The organism is Pseudomonas sp. PB101, assembly GCF_009764265.1.
Lineage (GTDB): Bacteria > Pseudomonadota > Gammaproteobacteria > Pseudomonadales > Pseudomonadaceae > Aquipseudomonas.
On record NZ_RWIR01000096.1, the window covers coordinates 26261 to 48443 of the forward strand.

22 protein-coding genes are annotated in these 22183 nt (G+C 61.5%); 10 read left to right on the forward strand and 12 right to left on the reverse strand.

Going from position 1 to position 22183, the window contains the following annotated elements; all coding sequences use genetic code 11:
* Positions 1 to 127: 127 nt before the first annotated feature.
* Genes EI969_RS29940 through EI969_RS29955 form a run of 4 tightly spaced genes read left to right on the forward strand, consistent with a single transcriptional unit; the run spans position 128 to position 3283 of the window.
* A complete protein-coding gene (locus tag EI969_RS29940) occupies positions 128 to 1525 on the forward strand; it encodes a COG3014 family protein (protein ID WP_160390865.1) in 1398 nt (465 codons plus the stop codon).
* Between the two features lie 15 nt (positions 1526 to 1540).
* The gene (locus tag EI969_RS29945) at positions 1541 to 1912 is read left to right on the forward strand and encodes a YcfL family protein (protein ID WP_150716264.1); all 372 of its coding nucleotides are present in this window, start codon (positions 1541 to 1543) and stop codon (positions 1910 to 1912) included.
* Positions 1913 to 1948: 36 nt separating this feature from the next.
* Positions 1949 to 2536 (forward strand): penicillin-binding protein activator LpoB, encoded by a 588-nt coding sequence (lpoB, locus tag EI969_RS29950; RefSeq protein ID WP_150716263.1) that lies wholly within the window; start codon positions 1949 to 1951, stop codon positions 2534 to 2536.
* A gap of 3 nt (positions 2537 to 2539) precedes the next feature.
* Positions 2540 to 3283, forward strand: a complete 744-nt coding sequence (locus tag EI969_RS29955; RefSeq protein WP_160390866.1) for a penicillin-binding protein activator LpoB — start codon at positions 2540 to 2542, stop codon at positions 3281 to 3283.
* 61 nt (positions 3284 to 3344) lie between these two features.
* On the opposite strand, the gene rhtB is transcribed toward EI969_RS29955, so the two are convergent.
* The 3 genes from rhtB to EI969_RS29970 all read right to left on the reverse strand — a co-directional run bounded on the left by rhtB (position 3345) and on the right by EI969_RS29970 (position 6566).
* Positions 3345 to 3977: a homoserine/homoserine lactone efflux protein gene (gene rhtB, locus EI969_RS29960; protein ID WP_150716261.1), complete on the reverse strand. Its 633-nt coding sequence runs from the start codon at positions 3975 to 3977 to the stop codon at positions 3345 to 3347.
* Between the two features lie 97 nt (positions 3978 to 4074).
* The gene (locus EI969_RS29965) at positions 4075 to 4656 is read right to left on the reverse strand and encodes a mechanosensitive ion channel family protein (protein ID WP_160390867.1); all 582 of its coding nucleotides are present in this window, start codon (positions 4654 to 4656) and stop codon (positions 4075 to 4077) included.
* Positions 4656 to 6566, reverse strand: a complete 1911-nt coding sequence (locus EI969_RS29970) for an ATP-binding cassette domain-containing protein (protein WP_160390868.1) — start codon at positions 6564 to 6566, stop codon at positions 4656 to 4658. The genes EI969_RS29965 and EI969_RS29970 overlap by 1 nt, the downstream gene beginning before the upstream one ends.
* 50 nt (positions 6567 to 6616) lie before the next feature.
* Here EI969_RS29970 and EI969_RS29975 point away from each other — a divergent pair, with 50 nt between their 5' ends.
* Entirely contained in the window at positions 6617 to 7081 is a 465-nt protein-coding gene (locus EI969_RS29975) for a TIGR02444 family protein (protein ID WP_160390869.1), read from the forward strand.
* On the opposite strand, the gene EI969_RS29980 is transcribed toward EI969_RS29975, so the two are convergent.
* The gene (locus EI969_RS29980) at positions 7078 to 8283 is read right to left on the reverse strand and encodes an AlgP family protein (RefSeq protein WP_160390870.1); all 1206 of its coding nucleotides are present in this window, start codon (positions 8281 to 8283) and stop codon (positions 7078 to 7080) included. The genes EI969_RS29975 and EI969_RS29980 overlap by 4 nt on opposite strands.
* Before the next feature lie 192 nt (positions 8284 to 8475).
* On the opposite strand from EI969_RS29980, the gene EI969_RS29985 reads away from it, so the two are divergent.
* Positions 8476 to 9141: an FKBP-type peptidyl-prolyl cis-trans isomerase gene (locus EI969_RS29985; protein WP_160390871.1), complete on the forward strand. Its 666-nt coding sequence runs from the start codon at positions 8476 to 8478 to the stop codon at positions 9139 to 9141.
* Between the two features lie 60 nt (positions 9142 to 9201).
* On the opposite strand, the gene rsd is transcribed toward EI969_RS29985, so the two are convergent.
* The 7 genes from rsd to EI969_RS30020 form a co-directional block, all read right to left on the reverse strand.
* A complete protein-coding gene (gene rsd / locus EI969_RS29990; RefSeq protein WP_160390872.1) occupies positions 9202 to 9660 on the reverse strand; it encodes a sigma D regulator in 459 nt (152 codons plus the stop codon).
* A gap of 177 nt (positions 9661 to 9837) precedes the next feature.
* Positions 9838 to 10389: a disulfide bond formation protein B gene (locus tag EI969_RS29995; RefSeq protein WP_160390873.1), complete on the reverse strand. Its 552-nt coding sequence runs from the start codon at positions 10387 to 10389 to the stop codon at positions 9838 to 9840.
* 263 nt (positions 10390 to 10652) lie between these two features.
* Positions 10653 to 11891, reverse strand: a complete 1239-nt coding sequence (locus EI969_RS30000) for a heme biosynthesis protein HemY (RefSeq protein WP_160390874.1) — start codon at positions 11889 to 11891, stop codon at positions 10653 to 10655.
* Entirely contained in the window at positions 11888 to 13054 is a 1167-nt protein-coding gene (locus EI969_RS30005; RefSeq protein WP_160390875.1) for a uroporphyrinogen-III C-methyltransferase, read from the reverse strand. Before EI969_RS30005 ends, EI969_RS30000 begins: the two co-directional genes overlap by 4 nt.
* A 16-nt stretch (positions 13055 to 13070) precedes the next feature.
* Entirely contained in the window at positions 13071 to 13838 is a 768-nt protein-coding gene (locus EI969_RS30010; RefSeq protein ID WP_160390876.1) for a uroporphyrinogen-III synthase, read from the reverse strand.
* Positions 13835 to 14776 (reverse strand): hydroxymethylbilane synthase, encoded by a 942-nt coding sequence (hemC, locus tag EI969_RS30015; protein ID WP_160390877.1) that lies wholly within the window; start codon positions 14774 to 14776, stop codon positions 13835 to 13837. The genes EI969_RS30010 and hemC overlap by 4 nt, the downstream gene beginning before the upstream one ends.
* Before the next feature lie 138 nt (positions 14777 to 14914).
* Positions 14915 to 15661 carry a LytTR family DNA-binding domain-containing protein gene (locus EI969_RS30020; RefSeq protein ID WP_150716249.1) on the reverse strand — a complete coding sequence of 249 codons (747 nt, stop codon included), beginning with the start codon at positions 15659 to 15661 and terminating at the stop codon, positions 14915 to 14917.
* 460 nt (positions 15662 to 16121) lie between these two features.
* On the opposite strand from EI969_RS30020, the gene argH reads away from it, so the two are divergent.
* Positions 16122 to 17516: an argininosuccinate lyase gene (argH, locus tag EI969_RS30025; protein WP_007992239.1), complete on the forward strand. Its 1395-nt coding sequence runs from the start codon at positions 16122 to 16124 to the stop codon at positions 17514 to 17516.
* A gap of 101 nt (positions 17517 to 17617) precedes the next feature.
* On the opposite strand, the gene EI969_RS30030 is transcribed toward argH, so the two are convergent.
* Complete coding sequence (locus tag EI969_RS30030; RefSeq protein ID WP_160390878.1) at positions 17618 to 18277, reverse strand: glutathione S-transferase family protein; 660 nt, start codon at positions 18275 to 18277, stop codon at positions 17618 to 17620.
* Positions 18278 to 18401: 124 nt separating this feature from the next.
* Here EI969_RS30030 and EI969_RS30035 point away from each other — a divergent pair, with 124 nt between their 5' ends.
* The 3 genes from EI969_RS30035 to EI969_RS30045 all read left to right on the forward strand — a co-directional run bounded on the left by EI969_RS30035 (position 18402) and on the right by EI969_RS30045 (position 22177).
* Complete coding sequence (locus EI969_RS30035; protein WP_046039010.1) at positions 18402 to 18686, forward strand: hypothetical protein; 285 nt, start codon at positions 18402 to 18404, stop codon at positions 18684 to 18686.
* A gap of 208 nt (positions 18687 to 18894) precedes the next feature.
* Complete coding sequence (locus EI969_RS30040; RefSeq protein ID WP_057712785.1) at positions 18895 to 19140, forward strand: TIGR02647 family protein; 246 nt, start codon at positions 18895 to 18897, stop codon at positions 19138 to 19140.
* Between the two features lie 193 nt (positions 19141 to 19333).
* A complete protein-coding gene (locus EI969_RS30045) occupies positions 19334 to 22177 on the forward strand; it encodes a class I adenylate cyclase (protein WP_160390879.1) in 2844 nt (947 codons plus the stop codon).
* Positions 22178 to 22183: the final 6 nt, after the last annotated feature.

The following is a 22183-nucleotide window of genomic DNA, read 5'->3' on the forward strand; positions in this document are numbered from 1 at the left end:
TTCGTTATCGCGATTTGGCATCAAGGCTCCTTTTTTAATAAGGAATCGGCAAGCATCCGTTTCTGCCGATAGGTCCCCACAGCCCGACCAGCAACTGCGGCTGCCTATTCAGGGAAGAAGTATCCATATGGCATCCCGCGCCCTCACCGTGCTTGCGCTGAGCACCATCACGCTGCTTTCCGGCTGCTCCGCCTTTCGCAACTACGACTCCGAACTGGCCCAGACCAACCAGCAACTGGCTACCGGCAATGTCGACGCCGCGTTGACCCTGCTGGAAAAGAACAACACGGGCACCGACAAAGACCTGCTCTATTACTTCGAAAAAGGCGAGTTGCTGCGCGCCAAAGGCGATCTCAGCGGCAGCCAGAGTGCCTGGAGCAGCGCCGACCAGGTGGTGGGAGCGTGGGAGGATTCGGTCAAGCTCGACACGGCCAAATACCTCGCCCAGTTCGGCAGCCTGGTGGTGAATGACAAAGTGCGTCGCTACGAAGGCTACGACTACGAAAAAGTCATGCTGACCACACAGATGGCCCTCAACCTGTTGGCCACCAACGATTTCGACGGCGCGCGCACGGCGATCAAGAAAACCCACGAGCGTGAAGCGGTGATTGCCGATCTGCGCGACAAGGAATACCTCAAGAGTGAGGAAGAGGCCGAGAAGGAAGGCGTCACCACTCAATACAAGGATTTGCAGGGTTATCCGGTCGCCAGCCTTGACGCACCGGAAGTGGTCGGCCTGAAAAACAGTTACCAGAGCGCGTTCAGTCACTATCTGGCCGGTTTCGTCTATGAAGCCCTGGGCGAAAAAGACCTGGCTGCGCCAGGCTATCGCAAGGCGGCGGAACTGCGCCCGAATACGCCACTGCTGGAACAGGCACTGGTCAACCTCGACAAGGCGAACGGCAAGGACGTGGACAGCGACATCCTGATCGTCGTGCAAAGCGGCCTGGCACCTGCCCGGGATTCCATCCGCGTGCCCCTGCCCCTGCCGATCAGCGGCAACGTGGTGATCACGCCACTGTCGTTCCCGATCATCAAGCCTGATACCTCGACTGCCGCGCTGACGCAGATCGGCGTGGACGGCCAGCAACTGAGCCTGACTCAACTCAACAGCACCACCGCCATGTCCCGCCGCGCCCTGCGCGATGACATGCCGGGCATCATCGTGCGCACCACCGTTCGAGCGGTGAGCCGTGGCGTGATGCAGAAGCAGCTCAATGAAACCAACCCTCTGGCGGGCCTGGCCGTGGGCATCACCTCCGCCGTGCTTGAAGGTGCCGATACCCGGACCTGGCGGACCCTGCCGGACAACACCCAGGTGGTACGCCTGCGCCTGAAAAAGGGCGAGCACCAGATCACCCTGCCAAACATCGTCGGCGCCACGGTGGTCAAGGTCACTGTCGATCAGCGCTACCAGGTCATCAGCCTGCGCGCCGTGGGCAACCAAGTGTTCGCCGCCGGCCCGGTCGCTCGCGTGAACCCGAGCATCAGCCCGGCCACCGTGGCCAGCCTCACCCAACCTTGAGAACGGAGTCTTAGCATGCGTTTCAAATTCATCGCGGCCCTCGGCCTGGCCCTGCTGGCCGGTTGCGCCACCCCGCCGCCACCGGAGCCGGGCAGCGCCGCGAGCAAAGTCGTGGCTCAAGGCAAGCTGAAAAACATCGTGGTCGGCGCCATGCGCGTAGCGCGTGAAAACGGCTTCATGACGGTCAACGCGCAACTGAGCAACACCAGCTTCAACAACAAGACCTTCTACTACCGCTTTGCCTGGCTCGGCCCTGAAGGCTTCCCCATCGCCGAAGAAGAAACCTGGAAGAGCCAGATGATGTACGGCGAACAGACCAGCTTCATCCAGGCCATCGCACCGACCGCCAAGGCCGTGGATTTCCGTCTGGAAATCAAGACGCCTTAAGCCATACCCCTATTCCAGTTTCCAGAGAGCACTCCCATGTTTGCACGCTTTTCCTTCATCGCCGTCATCGCCCTGCTGGCCAGCGGTTGCGCCAACACCTCGCCGACCCTGGGCAGCAAGAACATCGGCTACGGCGACACCAAAGCGGTTGAAACCGTGACCAACGAGTTCGGTTCCACCGACCTGCAGATGATCGCCGAATCCATGACCCGCTCCCTGGCCCAGTCCGGCATCCTCCAGGGTCGGCCGGTGGTGCAGGTCTACGATGTGAAGAACAAGACCAGCGAGTACATCGACACCCGCGAAATCACCACCAGCATCAAGACCCAGTTGATGAAGACCGGCACTGCCCGCTTCTCCAGCGACAACACCCAGATGCAGAGCCAGGTCGACCAACTCAAGCTGCAGAACCAGAGCGGCCTGTACAAGAAGAACACCGTGGCCAAGACCGGCAACATGATCGCCGCCAAGTACCGCCTTGAAGGTTCGATCAGCTCGATCGTCAAGCGCAGCAGCGACTACAAGGACGTCTTCTACAAATTCAGCCTGCAACTGATCGACGTCGAAAGCGGTCTGGCCGAATGGATGGACGAAAAAGAGATCCGCAAGACCACGGAGCGCTGATCGATGCGCGCATGGATTGGCATGATGGCCCTCGCTTGCGCGTTCGGCGCGCAGGCGGCGCCAAAAGTGGCGGTGACGGATCTGGCGTATCAGGAACGTGTGGAGCAGTACATCCACATCGTCTCCGCACAAAGCAATTTCCAGGCGAGTCCCTACAGCGCCAGCGGATCGCCGAGCTACAACGAAATCGAAGCCACCAGCAGTTACATCGAGCAGGGTGAGCTGCGCAAGTTCACCGGTGACATCAAGGGTGAAATCCTGCGTACCGGCATGTTCCAGCTGGTGCAGGGCACGCCTTACACGTCGTCGTCCAAGGGTGACGTCTTTGATGTGATCAGGCGGATCAAGGCCGGCAATTTCAAGGGTGCCGATTACGTGCTGTTCGGCACCGTGTCGGACATCGACTTCACCCGCGACGTGACTGAGCTGGCCAATACGGACAGCCATTCCGCGGTGCTGGGGCTGACCCTGGTCGCGGACTTCAGCCTGATCAATACCCGCACCTTCGAGATCACCTCGGCCTTCACGGCGATGGGCGAAGGCCAGGACACCAAGCTGGTGAATGGCCGGGACATCAAGGTTTCGCTGAACCGCCCGCGGGTGGTACGCGAGGTGTCCAAGGCACTGGGTGAGGACGTGGCTGCACAAATGAGCCAGCAGCTTGGCGAAGGTGGTGACGAAGCACCAAGGCAAGCGCCGTTGCGCAACAACCTGCCAGCGGACTCGGCGCCCGTGATTCTGCGCTGACCGGCCGGCCGACAATGCAAAAGGCGACCTGAAAAGGTCGCCTTTTTTGTGCCTGGCGCAATCAGACCGCGGCTTTGCGCAGTGTCGCCATGAACGCCGCCGCGCCAATGAACAGCCCGGCAAAGGTGCGATTCATGCGTTTCTGTTGTTTGGGCGTGCGCAACAGGCGCAGCACCCTGGAGGCCAACCCGGTGTAGCCGGCCATGACGATCAGGTCGACGCAGATCATGGTCACGCCGATGATCACGTACTGGATCAGCAGCGGCGCATGCGGGTCGATGAACTGTGGCAACACCGCGAGCATGAACACCAGGGCCTTGGGGTTGCTGATGTTCACCAGGAAGCCACGGAACACCAGAGCCATCGGCTTGCCGATCTGGCGTACGGCGGCGTCATCGCTCATGTCGCTGGGCAGCGCGCGCCATTGTTTGATAGCGAGGTAGACCAGATAGGCCACGCCGAACCATTTGATCGCGTAGAAGGCGCTGGCCGATGCCGTGAGAATCGCGCCAACCCCGGCGCCGACAATCGCAATCTGCACCGCCAGGCCCAGTTGCAGGCCCAGGGCGTTCCAGTAGCCGCGCCAGAAACCGTACTGCAGGCCGCTGGACATCGACGCAATGGCGCCGGCACCGGGGGACAGGCTGATCACCCAGCAGGCGGCAAAAAACGCCAGCCATGTTTGAAGCTCCATTGCACACCTCGACTCAGACTCGTGACAGACGTCTAAGCTAATGCGGGTTTGGATGGATGACTACCGATTTTTTTGCAGGAATCAGCTAACCGCCGGCTTACTTCTCAAACCCGCTGGAAGGAAACACATCCGTCCCGCGCCAGCGCCGTACCGAACGCTGGAAGAACAAGCTGTTGGGCACCTGCACCATGGCGCTGCCCGTGCCGAGCTCTTCGGCCTCGACCAGCGTGGTGTAAAGGAGATTGATCGCCACCACCCGGCCTTTGACGCCAGGTTTGTCGGTGGTGTCCACCAACTCGACCACGTCGCCCAGGCGAAACGGGCCGACGGTAAAGATCAGGATCGCGCACAGCAGGTTCGAGAGCACGCTCCACATGGCGAAAAACGCCACCGCCGCGACCGCGACGAAACCGGATAGCGCGGTCCAGAGCACCGTGGCCGACACACCGAGTCGCTCCAGCACGAAAATCAGCGCGCTGCCCATGATCAGCCAGCGCAAACCGCCCCGCAGCGGCATCATCAGTTGCGGCGGAAACGGGTAACGCTCACCGAGACGGGTCAGGCCCTTGGCGACGAAACGCTGGGCGAAGTAGCCGGCCAGCAGGATCAGCAGGATTTGCACGCCGAGCCAGATCGGCTCGGCCCACACCGCCGGCAACGGCAACTTGAAGGCATCCATCAGGACAGCGCCTCCAGCTCCGCCTGCATGCTTTCCAGCAACTCCAGGGCTTCCATCCACGCCTCTTCCAGTTCCGCCTCACGTACTTTCAGCTTGGCCTGCTCGGCCAGCAGATCACGCAATTCATTCTTGCGCGCCGGTTCGTAGATGTCGCTGTCACCGAGACTGGCATCGATCTTCGCCAGCTTTTCGTGGAGCTTGCCCAGTTCGGCTTCGAGCTTGTCGGCCTCGCGCTTGTGCGGCGCCAGTTGCTGACGCAACGCCGCTGCGGCCTGACGCTGGGCTTTCTTGTCGGTCTTGTCCGGGTTCACCGGTGTCGTGCTGACCGGGGCGTTGCGCTGGCGATACTCCACCAGCCAGCGGGTGTAGTCCTCCAGATCGCCGTCGAACTCTTCGACCTTGCCGTCCGCCACCAGATAGAAATTGTCGGTGGTGCTTTTGAGCAAGTGACGGTCGTGGGAGACCACCAGTACCGCACCGCTGAATTCCTGCAGGGCCATGGTCAGCGCCAGGCGCATTTCCAGGTCCAGGTGGTTGGTCGGTTCGTCGAGCAGCAACAGGTTCGGCCGGTCCCAGGCAATCAGGGCCAACGCCAGGCGCGCCTTCTCGCCACCGGAGAAATTCAGCACCGGCTCGTCGATCCGCGCGCCACGGAAGTCGAAACCGCCGAGGAAGTCACGCAGGGTCTGCTCGCGCTCGGTCGGTGCCAGACGCTGCAGGTGCAGCAACGGACTGGCCTTGGAATCCAGAGAGTCGAGCTGATGCTGGGCGAAGTAGCCGACCACGGTGTTCTCGCCACGGGTCAAGCGGCCGGCCAATGGCGAAAGCTCACCGGCAAGGTTCTTGATCAGGGTCGATTTACCGGCACCGTTCGGGCCGAGCAGACCGATTCGCGCGCCCGGGGTCAGTTGCAGCTTGACCTTCTCCAGCACGGTTTTGTCACCGTAACCCAAGCGGGCATCGGACAGGTCGATCAGCGGGCTGGAGATTTTCTGCGATTCACGGAAGACAAAGTCGAACGGCGAATCGACGTGGGCAGCGGTCAGCTCTTCCATCCGCTCCAGGGCCTTGATCCGGCTCTGGGCCTGACGGGCCTTGGTGGCCTGGGCCTTGAAGCGGGCGATGTAGCTTTCCATGTGCGCACGTTGCACCTGCTGCTTCTCGTACGCCTGCTGTTGCTGGGCCAGGCGTTCGGCACGGGCGCGCTCGAAAGCGCTGTAGCCACCGCGATACAGGGTGATTTTGCGCTGATCGACGTGGGCCACGTGGTCGACCACGGCATCGAGGAAATCGCGGTCGTGGGAAATCAGCATCAAGGTGCCGGGATAGCTCTTGAGCCATTCCTCAAGCCAGATGATGGCGTCGAGGTCCAGGTGGTTGGTCGGTTCGTCGAGCAGCAACAGGTCCGATGGGCACATCAGGGCCTGCGCCAGGTTCAGGCGCATCCGCCAGCCACCGGAGAAATCCCCGACCGGGCGATCCATCTGCTCGTTGGTGAACCCAAGGCCGGCCAGCAACTTGCGCGCCCGGGCGTCGGCGGTGTAGCCGTCGGCGCTGTCGAGTTCCGAGTGCAGGCGGGCCTGTGCGGCACCGTCATGGGCCGCTTCGGCTGCCGCCAGGTCGCGTTGCACCTGACGCAGGCGCAGGTCGCCATCGAGCACGTAGTCGACCGCCATGCGTTCGAGCGTGTCGACCTCCTGGCGCATGTGGGCGATACGCCAGTCGGCCGGCAGGAAGCAGTCACCCGAGTCCGGGTGCAGCTCGCCCCGAAGCAAGGCGAACAGGCTCGATTTGCCGGCGCCGTTGGCACCGATGAGGCCGGCTTTGTGGCCGGCGTGCAGGGTCAGCTCGGCGTCTTCTAGCAGACGTTGCGGGCCACGCTGTAAAGTCAGGTTCTGAAGTCGAATCATAATGGCGGCGGAGTCTACCAGCTTCGCTCGCAACTGGCGCGAGTAGCACTATGTCCTCTGACCTGTGGAGCTTTTCCCTGAACACCTACGCCCGCCCTGGCATTGAGCAGGCATGCCTGCAATTGCAGGCGGCGGGGGTCAATGTGTGCCTGTTGCTGTGCAGTGCATGGCTGGGACAACGAGGCGTGGCCTGCGATGAGCAGCGTTTGCAGCAACTGCGCAGTGTGGCCTTTGCGTGGGACAGCGATGTCGTGCGGCCGTTACGCGCCTTGCGTACGCAATGGAAGGCCGCTGCCACGGCAGACGCCGATTTGCACAACATGCGTGAACAAGTGAAGGCACTGGAGCTGGAAGCCGAGCGGCATCTGTTGTTGCGGCTCGAGAGAGCGGCGCAGAGTTGGCCGCAAGGTGCCGAGACCGATCTGGCGGCCTGGCTGGAAGGTGCGACGGCGGGTGCCGCCCACCTGCACCGCGACGCGCTGCATCAGCTGCGCGTCGCGGTAACCGGCACTTAGGAAGCGCTGGTCGGGGTGGTTGCTGCGATCGATGCGGCGGCCGGCGTTGGCGCTGGCGTGGCTGTCGAGGTGGCTGCTGCCAAAGCAGACGTTGCTGCCGGAGCCGGGTTGGCTGGCTTGGCAACCGGTGCAGTGGCTGGCTTGGCCGCAACCGGCTTTTTCACTGCGGGCTTGGCGGCTGGTTTTGCAGCAGGTTTTGCGGCAGCCGGTTTGGCGGCAGCTGGCTTCGCAGCGGCGGGCTTCGCAGCGGCGGGCTTGGCGGCTGGTTTGGCGGCAGCGGCTGGTTTCGCTGCAGCCGGTTTTGCGGCTGGTTTTGCAGCAGGTTTAGCCGCGGGTTTGGCAGCCGCTTTTGCGGCGGGTTTTGCCGCTGGCTTGGCTGCTGGTTTTGCAGCGACGGGTTTTGCAGCCGGCTTGGCGGCAGGTTTCGCCGCAGCGGTTCGGGCGGCAGGTTTTGCTGCTGGTTTAGCGGCCGATTTAGCTGCCGGTTTTGCTGCTGGTTTAGCAGCCGGTTTTGCAGCCGGTTTAGCGGCAGTGGTTTTGGCCACTGCCGGTTTGGCAGCGGCGGTTTTTGCAGCGGCAGGTCGGGCAGCGGCAGGTTTGGCAGCCGTGGTTTTAGCAGCTGGTTTTGCGGCGCTGGCAGCAGCCGGTTTTCTCGCAGCCGGTTTTGCAGCAGGTTTGGCTGCGGCAGTTTTCGCTGCTGGTTTGGCAGCAGCAGTTTTTGCAGCAGCAGGCTTGGCCGGTGCTTTTGCAGCAGCCGGTTTGGCAGCGGCTTTCTTCGCAGGAGCCGCAGCAGGCTTGGCCGCACGCAGGGACAACGCCTTGCCGACAGCCTCTTGAACACGACCGACGCCCTGGGCCAGTTTCAGGCTCTCCTGGGCATCGCGCTTGAGTTGCAGAATGTAGCCGCGGGTTTCCGATTGACGATCCTTCAGGGCATCGAGCAGCTCTTCAAGGTCGGCGACTGCGCCCTTGGCCTTGGCTTGCGCCTTGGCTTTTCCGGCCGACGCAGCGTCCTGCAATTTGGTGCGGGACTTGTGCAGTTTTTCTTGCGCTTTTCCGCGCTGCTTTTCCAGTTTGGCGAGCAGTTTTTCAGCATCAGCCAAGGCTTCGGAACAAGCGGTTTCCAGATGCTCGAGCAGGCTGCCCGAGAGTTGTTGGAGCAGGTGCAACGGAGTGCTTACTGGCTTCTTGGTGGCCGACATGGTTTACCTCCTGGCTGAAGTGAGTGCGGCTCATACTAGACCTCTGCTGCAACCGCCGCTAGGGCATGTTGACACTATCGAAAGCGTTGTGTTGCAAAGGACTGAAAAACTTCTGCGTCGACGCGAAAGCAGTTCACCGTTGTGCGCATTCTCACTGGCATAATCGCCCGCAATTCAGGTCGGAGAGTGCCCATGTCGCGCTACCTTTTTTTATCGCTGTGCGTGTTTTTTTCGGTGGCCCAGGCCGCCGAAAAAACACAGGAAAATGAAGCCCGTGATCTCGCTTACAGCCTGGGTGCCAGCCTTGGCGAACGCTTGCGCCTGGAGGCTCCCGACCTGCAACTCCAGGCACTGGTCGAAGGATTGCAGCACGCCTACCAGGGCAAACCGCTGGCGCTGAAGGACGAACAGATCGAGCAGATATTGACCGAACACGAGGCACGGATTGCCATGCAGCCGGCCGAGCCGCAAAGCGAAATGGCGCTGGAAAAGGAACAACGTTTTCTCGCCACCGAGAAAGCCAGGCCCGGTGTGCGCGAACTGGCTGACGGCGTGCTGCTGACCGAATTGACACCGGGCGCTGGCGCCAAGGCAGGACCCAACGGCAAGGTGCAGGTGTTGTACATCGGTCGTTTGCCCGACGGGACGGTGTTCGATCAGAACAGCCAGCCACAATGGTTCAGTCTCGACAGCGTGATCGCCGGATGGCGCAGCGCATTGCAAAACATGCCGGTCGGGGCGAAGTGGCGACTGGTGATTCCATCGGCCCAGGCCTATGGCGCCGACGGTGCGGGCGACGTGATCGCACCGTTCACGCCGCTGGTGTTCGAAGTTGAACTGCGTGGCGCAACCAGCTGACAGCGGAAATGAAAAACGGCGTGCCGTGGCACGCCGTTTAAGGGTCTTGCGGGAAGCGATTCAGGCCTGAACCGGATCGGCTTCCTTGTGCGCGGTGTGCAGCACTTCGATCAGGCAATCTTCCAGTTCGAAGCGTTCGTGCAACAGGCCACCCAGCTCCTTGAACTTCTCCGCAACGCATTTGCCTTCGTCGCAAAGGTCATTGAACGCCAGCAGCTTTTCAGTGATGACATCGATGCGCGGGTAGATGGTCTCGGCGAGCTCCAGGCCACGCTTGTCGTTGAAGGCCTTGGCCTCCCCCGTCAGTTGCTCGTAGATCTCGAAGTGTCCGGCCGATACATAATCGACCAGCACGCCGCAGAATTCCTGCAAAGGCTTGCGATTCGTGGACAGTGCCTCAGGATCGGCACCGAGCTTGTCGTATGCATCGATCAGTTCTTTGCGCTCCTGCAACCAGCGATCGATCAGCAGGTGCACTCCACCCCAGCGTTCCTGAGCATTCTGACAACTTTCGAGCATGGTGATCTCTCTTCCCTTGTGGGTCAGCTGCTCTATGCCCGCTCGCCTCTTGTAACGTCGGTGGGCGGTCAGGCAGAGCGTCATCGAGCAACATAATTCCAATGACACGTGCGGGCCAGATTATGCCCGCACGACACTGGCTTCAAGGTACGCAGGCGATAAAGTTCATACAAGTGTTTAATCGCCCGCAAAGGCCCGGTGCGACGACTCGCCGCTGAGTGGTCGCTGATAGCTGATCCAGACCAGTCGCAACGGCTGGTAAACCGCCAGAATCATCATCGCGACGAAGTACAGCAGGCTCCACTCGGTGAGGCTCAGATCGAACAGACTCCAGGAAACCTCCACACATTCGCCACCGCCCTTGAACAATTGCTGCAGGACGGATAACCACGCAGAACCGGCGAACAGATCCGCCAGGTGGGTCGAACACACCGCCGCGTGCTCCATTGGCAGGCTTTGCAACAGAACCTGCCGCCACGCCGCGACAGTGCCAGCCAGGCTGCAACCAAGACAGAGCAGCCAATACAGAACGGTGCCTGTGCGACCCGGACCATGGACGGAAGCCATCAGGCAGACAACGGTCAGCAGCGCCAGACAAAAACGCTGCACCTGGCACAAGCCGCAAGGCCGCAGGCCGAGCGCATATTCCAGGTAGTAGGAAACGCCCAACGCCAGGGCACCCGCGATGAAAGCCATGAAGAACAAGGAGCGTGAGCAGGCCAAAGACATGGCTTTTCCGTAAAAGTAGTGACAGACCATTACGGTAGAGGAAAGCGCGACGGCCTTTCAAGGCAAGCGCCCGCGGAGACTTCAGCAGAAGCGTAGGGAAATACCGACGCAGGCGAGAGGATAAAAAGTAGTCCTCTGTAGGACTTTGCCTGCGACGAGACTTGATGACCGAGTTTCAGTAAAAAATCGCGCTGCGGCGAGGACATTTGCTTGCTCGCCGCAGCTCACCACTCAGACGCCGGAGCCTGGCGCCAGCGGATCGGTCAAGCGCTGACCGGCACTGGCAGAGGGGCGGCGAGCAAGCGCTCATCCAACAACCCCAGGCCTTCCTGAAACAGCTGGTTGCTGCGCTCGGTATCGCCCATTTGCGCCAGCAACCGGGCCAGCTCCGCACAGGCTTCCGGATTGCGTTGTACACGCAGGCTGCTTTCCAGATAGTCCCGCGCCTTGCCCCACAAACTGTTTTGCAGGCACAGACGCCCCAGGGTCAACAGCAGGCCCGGATCGGCCGGATGTTCCTTGAGCCAGCCTTCGGCGGCCTGCAACTGGCGGGTCGGATCACTGCCGCGCACCAGTCCGTAGAGACGTGCCAAATGACTGTCGTAGTTGCGCTTGAGTGCGGTGCGCAGGACTTCCTCGGCCTGGACCTGAGCCCCCAATTGCCGCAGTTGCTCGGCATAGGCGAGTATCAGTTGCGGCTCCTGGCGTTGTGCCGAGGTCAATTGTTGCCAGGCACGCTCCAGCGATTGCTGCCCGACCGTGCCGTCCTCTTCCCGTTGCGCCGCCAGGGACAGGTTCGCCCCCCAGGCCCGACGCTCCAGTTCGGCGAGTTCGGTCACCGGCAGGACTTTGTCCTTGCGCAGTTCCGGCAGCAGGCGAATCAATGCCGACCAGTCACCACGCTGCGCAAGCAGGCGCTGCAACTGACGCAAGGTCTGTGCGTTGCGGGGATGGCGTTCATGCATGGCTTGCAGGGTGGCGAGGGCGCCGTCGGTATCACCGCGGTCGGTCTGCAACTGGGCGTGGTTCAAGGCGATCGCCAATTCGGCCTGAGGTTGACGCTCCAGGGCGCGCTCCAGCAAGTTGTCGCTTTCTTCGTAATTGCCCAGTTCGTTTGCGGCACGTGCCGCACCGAGGTAATAAAGCAACGGCTGGCGCTCGGCCTCGGCAGCCCGATGCAAATGACGCTGCGCGCTGGCCCAGCGACCCTCGGCCAGATCCAGCTGACCGTGCTCGATCGCCACCTGCACGCGACGGCTGCGGTTGCGCGTGGACCACGGGTTGACCACACCACTGGACGCCATCACCAATTCGACCAGTGTCTTGATGCCCCAGATCACCAGCCACAGCACAGCCACCAGCGCCAACGTAGCCCACAGGCTCGACTCATAGCGGAAGGTCTTGTAGGCAATCAGCACATACCCGGAATGTTCGGCAATCGCCAGTCCCAGCGCAGCGGTAGCGGCGATCACGAGGAACACGACCACATAGAGGCGTTTCATGGCGTGGCCTCCGGCGCGGTGTTCGCGGCAGGCCTGGCCATTGGCTTGACCGAGTCCTCGGCGTTGACGTTGCGCCGCTCCAGGTACCCCTGCACGGCGCTCAGGGTGCCGGTCATATCCGGCGTGACCACGGTGACCGGTTGCTTGCTCAACTCGGCCACCTGCTCAAGCATGACTTTGCTCTGTGCGTTGTCCGGGTTGAAGTTGCCCTTGAGGATGTCCCGCGCCTCGTCCAGCACCTGCGAGTAAACCGCGGCCTGACCGTTGAGTGCGGCCCATTGTGCCTGCTCCAGCGCCAGGCTCAGGGCCAGGCGTACCTGACTCAGGCTCTGACCGGCGAGCAAAGGGCGAACGTTTTTGTCGGCATTGAAATCGATACGGATGTAGCGCGAAATCTGATCCCACCATTGCGCCCAGCGACTGGCACCGTCGCCATCGGCGGTCAGGCCCAGCAACGAGTCGCCACTGTCCTTGTACTCCGGGGCCAGCTCGGTGAGGCTGGTAACTTGATCGCGCAGTGCGCCCAGACGCAGGAACAGCCCGGTACGATCCGGTTGTTCGGTACTGCGCAAGGCGATCAGGGTCTTGGCCACCTGCTCGCGTGCGGCAAAGGAGCCCGGATCGTTCTGCTCGCGCAGTATCTCGTCGGCGCCCTGGACCAATGCCTGGGCGCTGCTGATGTCCTGCAAGGCAGACAGCCGCAGGCTGGCCAGCCGCAGCAGATGCTCGGCCTCGGCCAGGCGCCAGTCCTTGCGGCTGGCGCCGAGTACGGTTTCCAGACGCTGGTTCAAACGCTGCTGATCACCTTGCAGCTGAATCACCAGGCGACTGCGTGCCTCCAGCTCATCGGCGGCAGGCAACTGGGCCAGGCGTGCGCTCAGGCGTTCCTCATTGAGCTTGAGGCTCTGCGCCTGGTCATTCAACGCCTGGACCTGACTCAACTGCTGCTGATTATTGGCCTGCAGGTGACGCACCTGCCAGACACCCCAACCGCCTACCGCGACACCGGCCGCACCCAGCAACAGCGCGACGATAGCCAGGCCATTGCCTCGACGCTGCTCGGCAGCTGGTGGTGGCGGCTGCGGCATTCCATCAACAGGAGCATCGATAGGTGCATCAAGCACCGGTCGCGATTCATCTTTAGGCAAGGCTGTTTCGCTCACGTATCCATCCTTTGCATTAGAAAACGGGTACGGGTTGCTCCCGTAACGCCGTCAGCAAGGCCGCGGCACTGGCGCCGCGACAATCCACAACTGTTTTGGCCCCGGCGGCACGTGCCAGCTCGGCAACCCTGGGGCTCGGTACAAACAACGGCAGCCGCGCCAACTGCGGCCAGGCATCGCCGGCCAATTGATGCAGGTGCTCAAAACCTTGTCCACTGCTGACCACCAGTCCGTTCAGGCGTTCCGCCTGGATCCGTTGCGGCAGTGCCGCCGGCGGGTAAATCGGCAAGGCCCGGCGGTACAGTTCCAGATACTCGACACTAGCACCAAGCTCACGCAAACGCTCAGCCAGCAACTCGCGCCCGCCCTCTCCGCGCAGGATCAACACTCGCGAGCCGGGTTGGGCGATAGCCTCGCGCAGTCGGGAAAGCTCGAGCAAGGCTTCACTGTCATCGCCTTCTGCCGGGAAGCTCACGTTCAATCCGTGATCCTCAAGGATCTGCGCTGTCGCCGCGCCGACGCTGAACCACTGCACGGCGGGCAGCGCAGGCCAAAACCGCTCGAGCAGTTCGACGCCGATGCGGGCTGCCGGCTTGCTGACCACGATGACGGCGCAGAATTGGTCCAGCGTCTGAATCACCTGGCGCATTGTGTCAGTGGCCGCAATGGGCACGATGTCCAAAAGCGGCAGACTGTTACTGAATATCCCCTGCTCGGCCAAAAGACTGCTTAGCGCCGCCGCCTCTTCGGCGGGACGCGTCAGCAGCAAGCGCCAGCCGGTCACTCGTGGCCAGCCTCGCCATAGACCGCCTTGAGGATGTCGTCGGCACCCTGGCTGAGCAGGTCTTCGGCCACTCGTACGCCGAGCGCCTCGGCATCGCCGCGAGGGGCGCGGGCCTGGGCGCTGAGCAGCAGGCCACCGGCCGGGTCACCCACCAGTCCGCGCAACCAGAGCTGCTCACCTTCCAGCACGGCGAAGCAGGCGATCGGCACCTGGCAACCGCCATTGAGGTGCTTGTTCAGGGCACGTTCGGCGATCACGCGGGTGGCGGTGTCCTGGTGATGCAGGGGCGCCAGCAGTGCATGAATTTCACTGTCGACGCTGCGGCATTCGATTCCCACCGCACCCTGTCCGCCGGCCGGAAGGCTGTCGTCGACACTGATGGCCGATGTGATGCGATCTTCAAAGCCAAGCCGGATCAGGCCGGCGGCGGCGAGGATGATGGCGTCGTATTCACCGGCATCGAGCTTGGCCAGGCGGGTGTTGACGTTGCCGCGCAGGAAGCGGATTTCCAGGTCCGGGCGACGGGTCAGCAATTGTGCCTGGCGGCGCAGGCTGGAGGTGCCGACGATGCTGCCCCGGGGCAACTCATCCAGGCTGGCATAGGTGTTGGAAACGAAGGCATCGCGCGGATCTTCCCGTTCACAGATGCAGAACAGGCCGAGGCCTTCGGGGAAGTCCATCGGCACGTCCTTCATGGAGTGCACGGCGATGTCGGCTTCATTTTCCAATAGCGCGGTTTCAAGTTCCTTGACGAACAGGCCCTTGCCGCCGATTTTCGACAGTGGTGAGTCAAGCAGCTTGTCACCACGACTGACCATGGGGACGAGGCTCACCAGCAGGCCCGGATGAGCGGCTTCAAGGCGGGCTTTGACGTATTCGGCCTGCCACAGGGCGAGTGCGCTTTTGCGGGTGGCGATGCGGATTTCGCGAGAGGACATGGATCAATCCGTACTGAATAGATATGACGGATAATAACAGCTCAGCCAAATCCACTTTGACTTGTATCAGATACTACTCGGCCTCCCTGGCCCCGGATCTCCGGCAATCGGGTGTGAAATCAGCCTGTGCACAGCTTTTTAAAGCTGTTGCATCATCTTGCGCACGCCAGCCACATGGCGCCGGCTGACGATCAGCGCATCACCGTTGAGGCCCTTGAGGAACAACTGAAAATGTCCCAGGGGTGTGCGTTGCAATCGCTCGATACGCTCGCGGGCGACCAGTGCATTGCGATGGATACGCACAAAACGGTCACCGAATTCGTCCTCGAGGGCCTTGAGCGGCTCATCGAGCAGCACTTCACCGCTCTCGTGGCGCAAGGTCACGTATTTGTGGTCGGCAATGAAGTACACCACCTGATCCAGCGGAATCAGCTCGATCCCTTTGCGGGTTCGGGCGCTGATATGGCTGCGCGGGCCGCTGCCGCTTTCGGCGGCAGGGCGGGTCAGGGCGCCGAGCTGGGCACGATTGGGGCGCTCGGCTCTCTTTAATGCGTCATGTAATTGTTCAGTTCTCACAGGTTTCACCAGATAGCCTACGGCGCTGGACTGTAAGGCTTCCACGGCAAATTCATCGGGCCCGGTGCAGAACACCACGGCGGGCGGAGTTTCGCGTTCACATAACCGCGCAGCCACTTGCAGGCCATCCAGGCCGGGCATGCGGATATCAAGCAACACGATATCCGGTTTGTGACTGTCGATCAGTGCCAACGCCTCTTCGCCATTCGTGGCACTAGGCTCCAGGACAGTGTATCCCTCGAGTTCGCCAACCATTCGGCTCAGGCGCTCGCGGGCCAAGGGTTCGTCATCAACGATCAGGACATTCATATTGCGCTGGATTCCTGCGTGAGTCTCGCACAAGGATAGCGTAGACAGGTGAAGTGACGTCCGTCACCGCGATCCACGCTAAGACTAGTCCGAGCGCCAAAAAGTGCCGCTGGTCCGGCGGCTAAATTTTCATTTGCCGGGCGATTGGCGGCCCAGGCCCGCATTGGCGACACATCGCCACAGGGTTTGCTGATACGCAATATGAACACCCCCTCTTCTTATAGTCAGCGGCTGAAGCGAGAAGTGCGCTGATCCTACTGTCCAACTGTAGACGGTTGCCGGGACGATACAGCTCAATCGGAAAATATCGTTCGGCAAAAATGCGCATGCCTTGCACGGGCCCGGGCTCTGCTCCCTCCAAAAAACGTATCGACCAGTGTCAGCGACAGGGTTGGCAACCCTGTTATTATCCGCGCCAGCGTTCCACGCCTTCTTTCTTCAAGCCGATACGAGCGAATTCATGAGCACTGACAAGACCAATCAGTCCTGGGGCGGCCGCTTCAGTGAACCCGTCGACGCCTTCGTCGCCCGCTTCACCGCCTCCGTCACCTTCGACCAGCGCCTGTATCGCCACGACATCATGGGTTCGATCGCCCACGCCACCATGCTGGCCAAGGTCGGCGTACTGACCGATGCCGAGCGCGACAGCATCATCGATGGCCTGAAGACCATCCAGGGTGAAATCGAGGCCGGCCAGTTCGACTGGCGCATCGACCTCGAAGACGTGCACATGAACATCGAGGCACGGCTGACCGACCGCATCGGCGTGACCGGTAAAAAACTGCACACCGGCCGCAGCCGCAACGACCAGGTCGCCACCGACATCCGCCTGTGGTTGCGTGACGAAATCGACCTGATCCTGGCCGAAATCACTCGCTTGCAAAAAGGCCTGCTGGAACAGGCCGAGCGCGAAGCCGCCAGCATCATGCCGGGCTTCACCCACCTGCAGACCGCCCAGCCGGTGACCTTCGGGCACCACATGCTGGCCTGGTTCGAAATGCTCAGCCGCGACTACGAGCGCCTGGTCGACTGCCGCAAGCGCACCAACCGCATGCCGCTGGGCAGCGCTGCACTGGCCGGCACCACGTACCCAATCGATCGTGAATACACCGCCCAACTGCTGGGTTTCGACGCGGTTGGCGGCAATTCGCTGGATAACGTCTCCGATCGCGATTTCGCCATCGAATTCTGCTCGGCGGCCAGCATCGCGATGATGCACCTGTCGCGCTTCTCCGAAGAGCTGGTGCTGTGGACCAGCGCGCAATTCCAGTTCATCGACCTGCCAGACCGCTTCTGCACCGGCAGCTCGATCATGCCGCAAAAGAAAAACCCGGACGTGCCGGAGCTGGTGCGTGGCAAAACCGGTCGCGTATTCGGTGCGCTGATGGGCCTGTTGACCCTGATGAAAGGCCAGCCCCTGGCCTACAACAAGGACAACCAGGAAGACAAGGAACCGCTGTTCGACGCCGCCGACACCCTGCGCGACTCGCTGCGGGCCTTCGCCGACATGGTGCCGGCGATCAAGCCCAAGCACGCAATGATGCGCGAAGCGGCCCTGCGCGGCTTCTCCACCGCCACCGACCTGGCCGACTACCTGGTGCGTCGCGGCCTGCCATTCCGTGATTGCCACGAAATCGTCGGTCATGCCGTGAAGTACGGCGTGGACAGCGGCAAGGACCTGGCGGAAATGAGCCTGGAAGAACTGCGCAAGTTCAGCGACCAGATCGATCAGGACGTGTTCGCCGTACTGACCCTCGAAGGTTCGGTCAATGCCCGCAACCACATCGGCGGCACCGCACCGGCTCAGGTGAAGGCTGCCGTGGTGCGCGGCCAGGCGTTGCTCGCCAGCCGCTAAAAGCTTCGCGAGCAGGCTCGCTCCCACATTGATCGTGTTTACACATCGAACTCTGTGGGAGCGGGCTTGCCCGCGATGACTGACTTCAAAACCCCACAGAACTACTTCTTGGCCGCGATCATCGCCATGAACGCCGGCATCGCTGCTTCCTTGTCCGCCGCAATTCGCTGCACGTTCGGGTTTTGCTCCAACAGCGCCAGCAAGGCCTTGGCCGCCGGCAGCTCGGCCAGCAGATCAATGCCAAAGAGTTTCTTCGCGACCCCACACGCCAACGGCACGCTGTACAGGAAATACAGGTCCGCCACGCTCAGGCTGTCGCCAGCCACGTAAGGACTGAATTTGCCGTGCCGGCCCAGCGCCGCTATCCCCAGCAACAGTTCGGCCTTGGTCTTCTCCTTGATTGCATCCGGCACGGTCACGCCAAAGAACGCTTCGCCGTAACTGGCGCGCCCTGGCAATTCGATGTACAGCTCGATTTCCTTGGCCAGTGCCAGCACCTGCGCGCGCTCGAACGGATCGCTCGGCAGCAATGGCGTGCCGCTCTGGCTTTGCTCGATGTATTCGAGGATGACGCTGGTTTCATTGATGAAACCCTGCTCTACCTGCAGGACCGGGACTTTTCCGCGAGGGCTGATCGCCAGTGCCTCGGGGCTGCTGCCGGCGTAAAACGGTACCTCTTCGAAGGGCAGCCCTTTTTCCAGCAGCGCCAGCTTGACCATGTTGTAGTAGTTACTGACGGAGAATCCATAAAGCTTGATCATCACAAAGCCTCCAGGCCGTGCGGGGTGGGCAGTGCCTGTTTATAGAACGCCGCCGGGATTCTTGCCAGCAGCATCACGCCGCTGAATGCAGGTAAACTGGCCGCCTTTCCCTGAGGAGCCTGCCATGAGCGAGCCAACCGATATCGACAACGACGAAGAAGAGTTCGCCGAAAGTACCCTGATCCAGGCCATCGAAAACCAGATCGAAAGCGACAACCCGCCAGCGGCCAAGGCGACGTTCAACAAGCTGACGCTGGTGGGTTACGAGCGCGAAGAAATCCTCAACCTGATGGCCCACGTTTTGGCGGTAGAAATCGACGCGATCCTCGAAGAAGACCGCGCGTTCAATACCGAATGGTATGAAGCCGCACTGCGCGCATTGCCCGAGTTGCCGCCGGAAAAGCAATAAGCCCACGCCCCCTGTAGGAGCGAGCCTGCTCGCGAAAAACCCGAGAGCGCCGCGGGGCATCAGGTTTCCAGCGTTATCGTTGACGACCTTCGCGAGCAGGCTCGCTCCTACAGAGGTAAAAAACCCTGTCGCGAGCACTGGACATGCCGCGCAAGCGGGTTCACCTTAGGGACGCTGTCGTCCAATTCCTAGAAAGTCTGGAGTCCTTATGTCGCTTACCCCTGAGTTGGTTGCCGAACTGGAAGTCCTCGCACTCTTCAACCTGGACAGTTCCCAGGAAGGTCTGAAAATTCATCAGACCGCTGCCCCGAAACACATTGCCGCCGCCAAACGTCTCTTTGAAAAAGAACTGACCGACCAGCCTGATGGCGGTTACCTGACCAGCCTGGGTCGTGACGCCGCGCAAAATGTGCAAACCGTGCTGACCATTCTTAACGCCGAAGTAACAGCCTGAATTCTGCCGTGTCGCCCACGGAGACCCCGATCCAGGGATTTCCGCGGGCACATACCCTGATGCCTGTCTCCAGCCGTTGGAAACCTGACGCCAGAAAAACAAATTCAGCTTAAAAGTCCTCGCCTCAAGGCGCTAAACTGCCCCTCATCCGAAGAGCCCCACGTCCGAGCCCTGCGAGCCGGTTTGAGCTGACATGACGCGCACCCATGAAATCCGCCCTGATCTGGACGAAGGAATCGACCGCAAGGTACTCAGCCAGCTGCGCGCACGCTTTCTGAAACTCAACGAAGGACGCATGGCTCGCGCCATGGAAGGCTTGTCGACCCGCCAGCAAGGAGTCCTGACCTTGCTGCCGCTGTTTTTCCACGTCAATCATCCGCTGTTGCCCGGCTACGTTTCCGGCAGTACGCCGGCGGGGCTGTCGAATTTCGAGCCGGATGCCAATGTACTCGCTGAAGCCCAGCGCCTGACCCGTTCGTTTTCCTACAAACCGCGCCACGGCAGCAACCCACCCCGGCCGATTCACGGACTGTTCCTGATGGGCAGCCTCGGCACCCTGGCCCAGGCCGACCAGAGCGACATGGATGTGTGGGTGTGCCATGGACCGGACCTGACCGAGAACGAGCTCGCCGAACTGCGCAAAAAATGCCAGCTGCTGGAAACCTGGGCTGCCAGCCAGGGTGCCGAGGCGCATTTTTTCCTGATCGACCCGAGCCGTTTCGTCCGTGGCGAACGCGACACCCAACTGAGCTCGGAAGATTGCGGCACCACCCAGCACTACCTGTTGCTGGACGAGTTTTACCGCACCGCGATCTGGCTCGCCGGGCGCACGCCGATCTGGTGGCTGGTGCCGGTCTACGAGGAAGCGAGCTACGACCGCTACACCCATACCCTGATTTCCAAACGCTTCATCCGCGCCGACGAAACCCTCGACCTCGGCAACCTGGCCTTCATTCCGCCCGGAGAATTCATCGGAGCCGGGCTCTGGCAGCTGTTCAAGGGCATCGAGTCGCCCTACAAGTCGGTGCTCAAGCTGTTGCTGACCGAGGTTTACGCCAGCGAACACCCCAGGGTCCATTGCCTGAGCCTGCGCTTCAAGCAGGCGGTGTTCGCCAACCGCCTCGACCTCGACGAGTTGGACCCGTACGTCGTGGTGTACCGGCGCATCGAGGAATACCTGGTCGCCCGCAACGAACCGGAACGCCTGGAACTGGTGCGCCGCGCGCTGTACCTGAAGGTCAATCGCAAACTGACCGGCAACAGTCGCACACAGAGCTGGCAACGTTCATTGCTTGAGCGCCTGGCCCACGAATGGCACTGGGACCAGCGCCAACTGGCCCTGCTCGACAGCCGCAGCCAGTGGAAGGTCCGTCAGGTCAGCTCCGAGCGGCGGGCACTGGTCAACGAGCTGAACTACAGCTACCGCTTTCTCACACAGTTTGCCCGTCACGAACAAACCGTCAGCCGCATCAACAAGCGTGACCTGAGCGTCCTCGGCCGTCGGCTGTACGCCGCCTTCGAGCGCAAGGCCGGCAAAGTCGAGTTCATCAACCCCGGCATCGCCCCGGACCTGGCCGAAGACACCCTGACGCTGGTGCACGCGCCGAACAAGAAAGAACCGGGGCAAGGCCAATGGGGTTTGTATAACGGCAGCCTGACGGCGCTGGAGTGGGAGCATTTCGCGCCGATCAAACGCAGCCGTCACTTGCTGGAACTGCTGACCTGGTGCCACCGCAATGGCGTGATCGACAGCAGTACCCGCCTGGCCTTGCACCCCGGCACCAGCGACTTGAGCGAATTCGAGCTGTTCAACCTGCTCGGCAGCCTGCAACAGACCATTGCCCTGCCCTTGCCCACCGTCGCCGAAGAGCCTCTGTTGCGCGCCAGCGTTCCGAGTGAAGTGCTGATCCTGGTGAATGTCGGCATCGATCCGCTCAAGCACCATCGTGACCTGAACATCCTCATGACCACCGAGCGCACCGACTCCCTGAGCTACGCCGGCGTCCGGGAAAATCTGGTGCTGACCCTGGACCAGGTCACGCTCAATAGCTGGAACGAAGTGCTGGTCGCTCGCTATGACGGCCCCCACGCTCTGCTCGACTGCATCCGCGACTATCTCAACAACCTGCCGGCCGGACCGCAACAGCCGAAGCTGCGGGTGCGCTGTTTCTGCCACAACCGCGCGCAGTTCATCGCCCAGCGCGTGGAAGACATCCTCGATACCGCGCAGAACCTGCTGCTGAGCCGGCTCAATCACCGCTACCTGATCCAGGTCCAGCAGCACTACCACGTGCTCGAGCTGGTGCCGGGCCAGGTCCAGCACATCGCGCTGGCCAACTTGCCGGCGCTGATCGATTACCTGGGCGAGGAAATGGCCAGCTACAGCCCGCTTCACCTGGACCCCAATGCATTGCAAGAGCACGACCTTGCGCTGTTTCTGCCGACGGGCCAGCCGGACTGCATTCAAGTGTTCTATCGGGTCAACGAGAATCAGGCTGATCTGTACGTGCTCGATGAGTTCAATGCCCTGTGGCAGCAACGCCTGCCCTGGCACGACGAGCAAAGCCTGCTGGTGCCGCTGCAGCGCTTCCTGCAATCGATTCAGTACCGTCGCGATGCCCTGTTGCCGATGGACGCAGCCCATCCCTTGAACCTCGACATCCTGTATAGCCAGTTGCTGCCGTCAGGTCCTGGCCGGGCGCGTCGCATCGAGGCCCGACCGGTACCGCAGACACCGGTGAACAAACCGTTCTACGACGTGCAGGCGATCGTCGGCAAAGCCGCACCGGGTCAGGTGCAGGTCACGTTGTATTGCAATCAACGGGAGTTTTCCGAGTTGGAGCATGGCGACCAGCTGTTCAGCGTGGTCGCCCGGGAAATCGTCGGGCAGCGCCGGGAAACCGAACGCTATCGCTGCTACATCACCGATCTCGACCTGTCAGGCCTGCTCGGTGAAGGGCAGAGTTCGACCCATCTGTATCTGCGTTACAAAGCTGACCTGGAGCAGGCATTGAACGAGGCGCTCGATCAGGTCTGAAGGGAT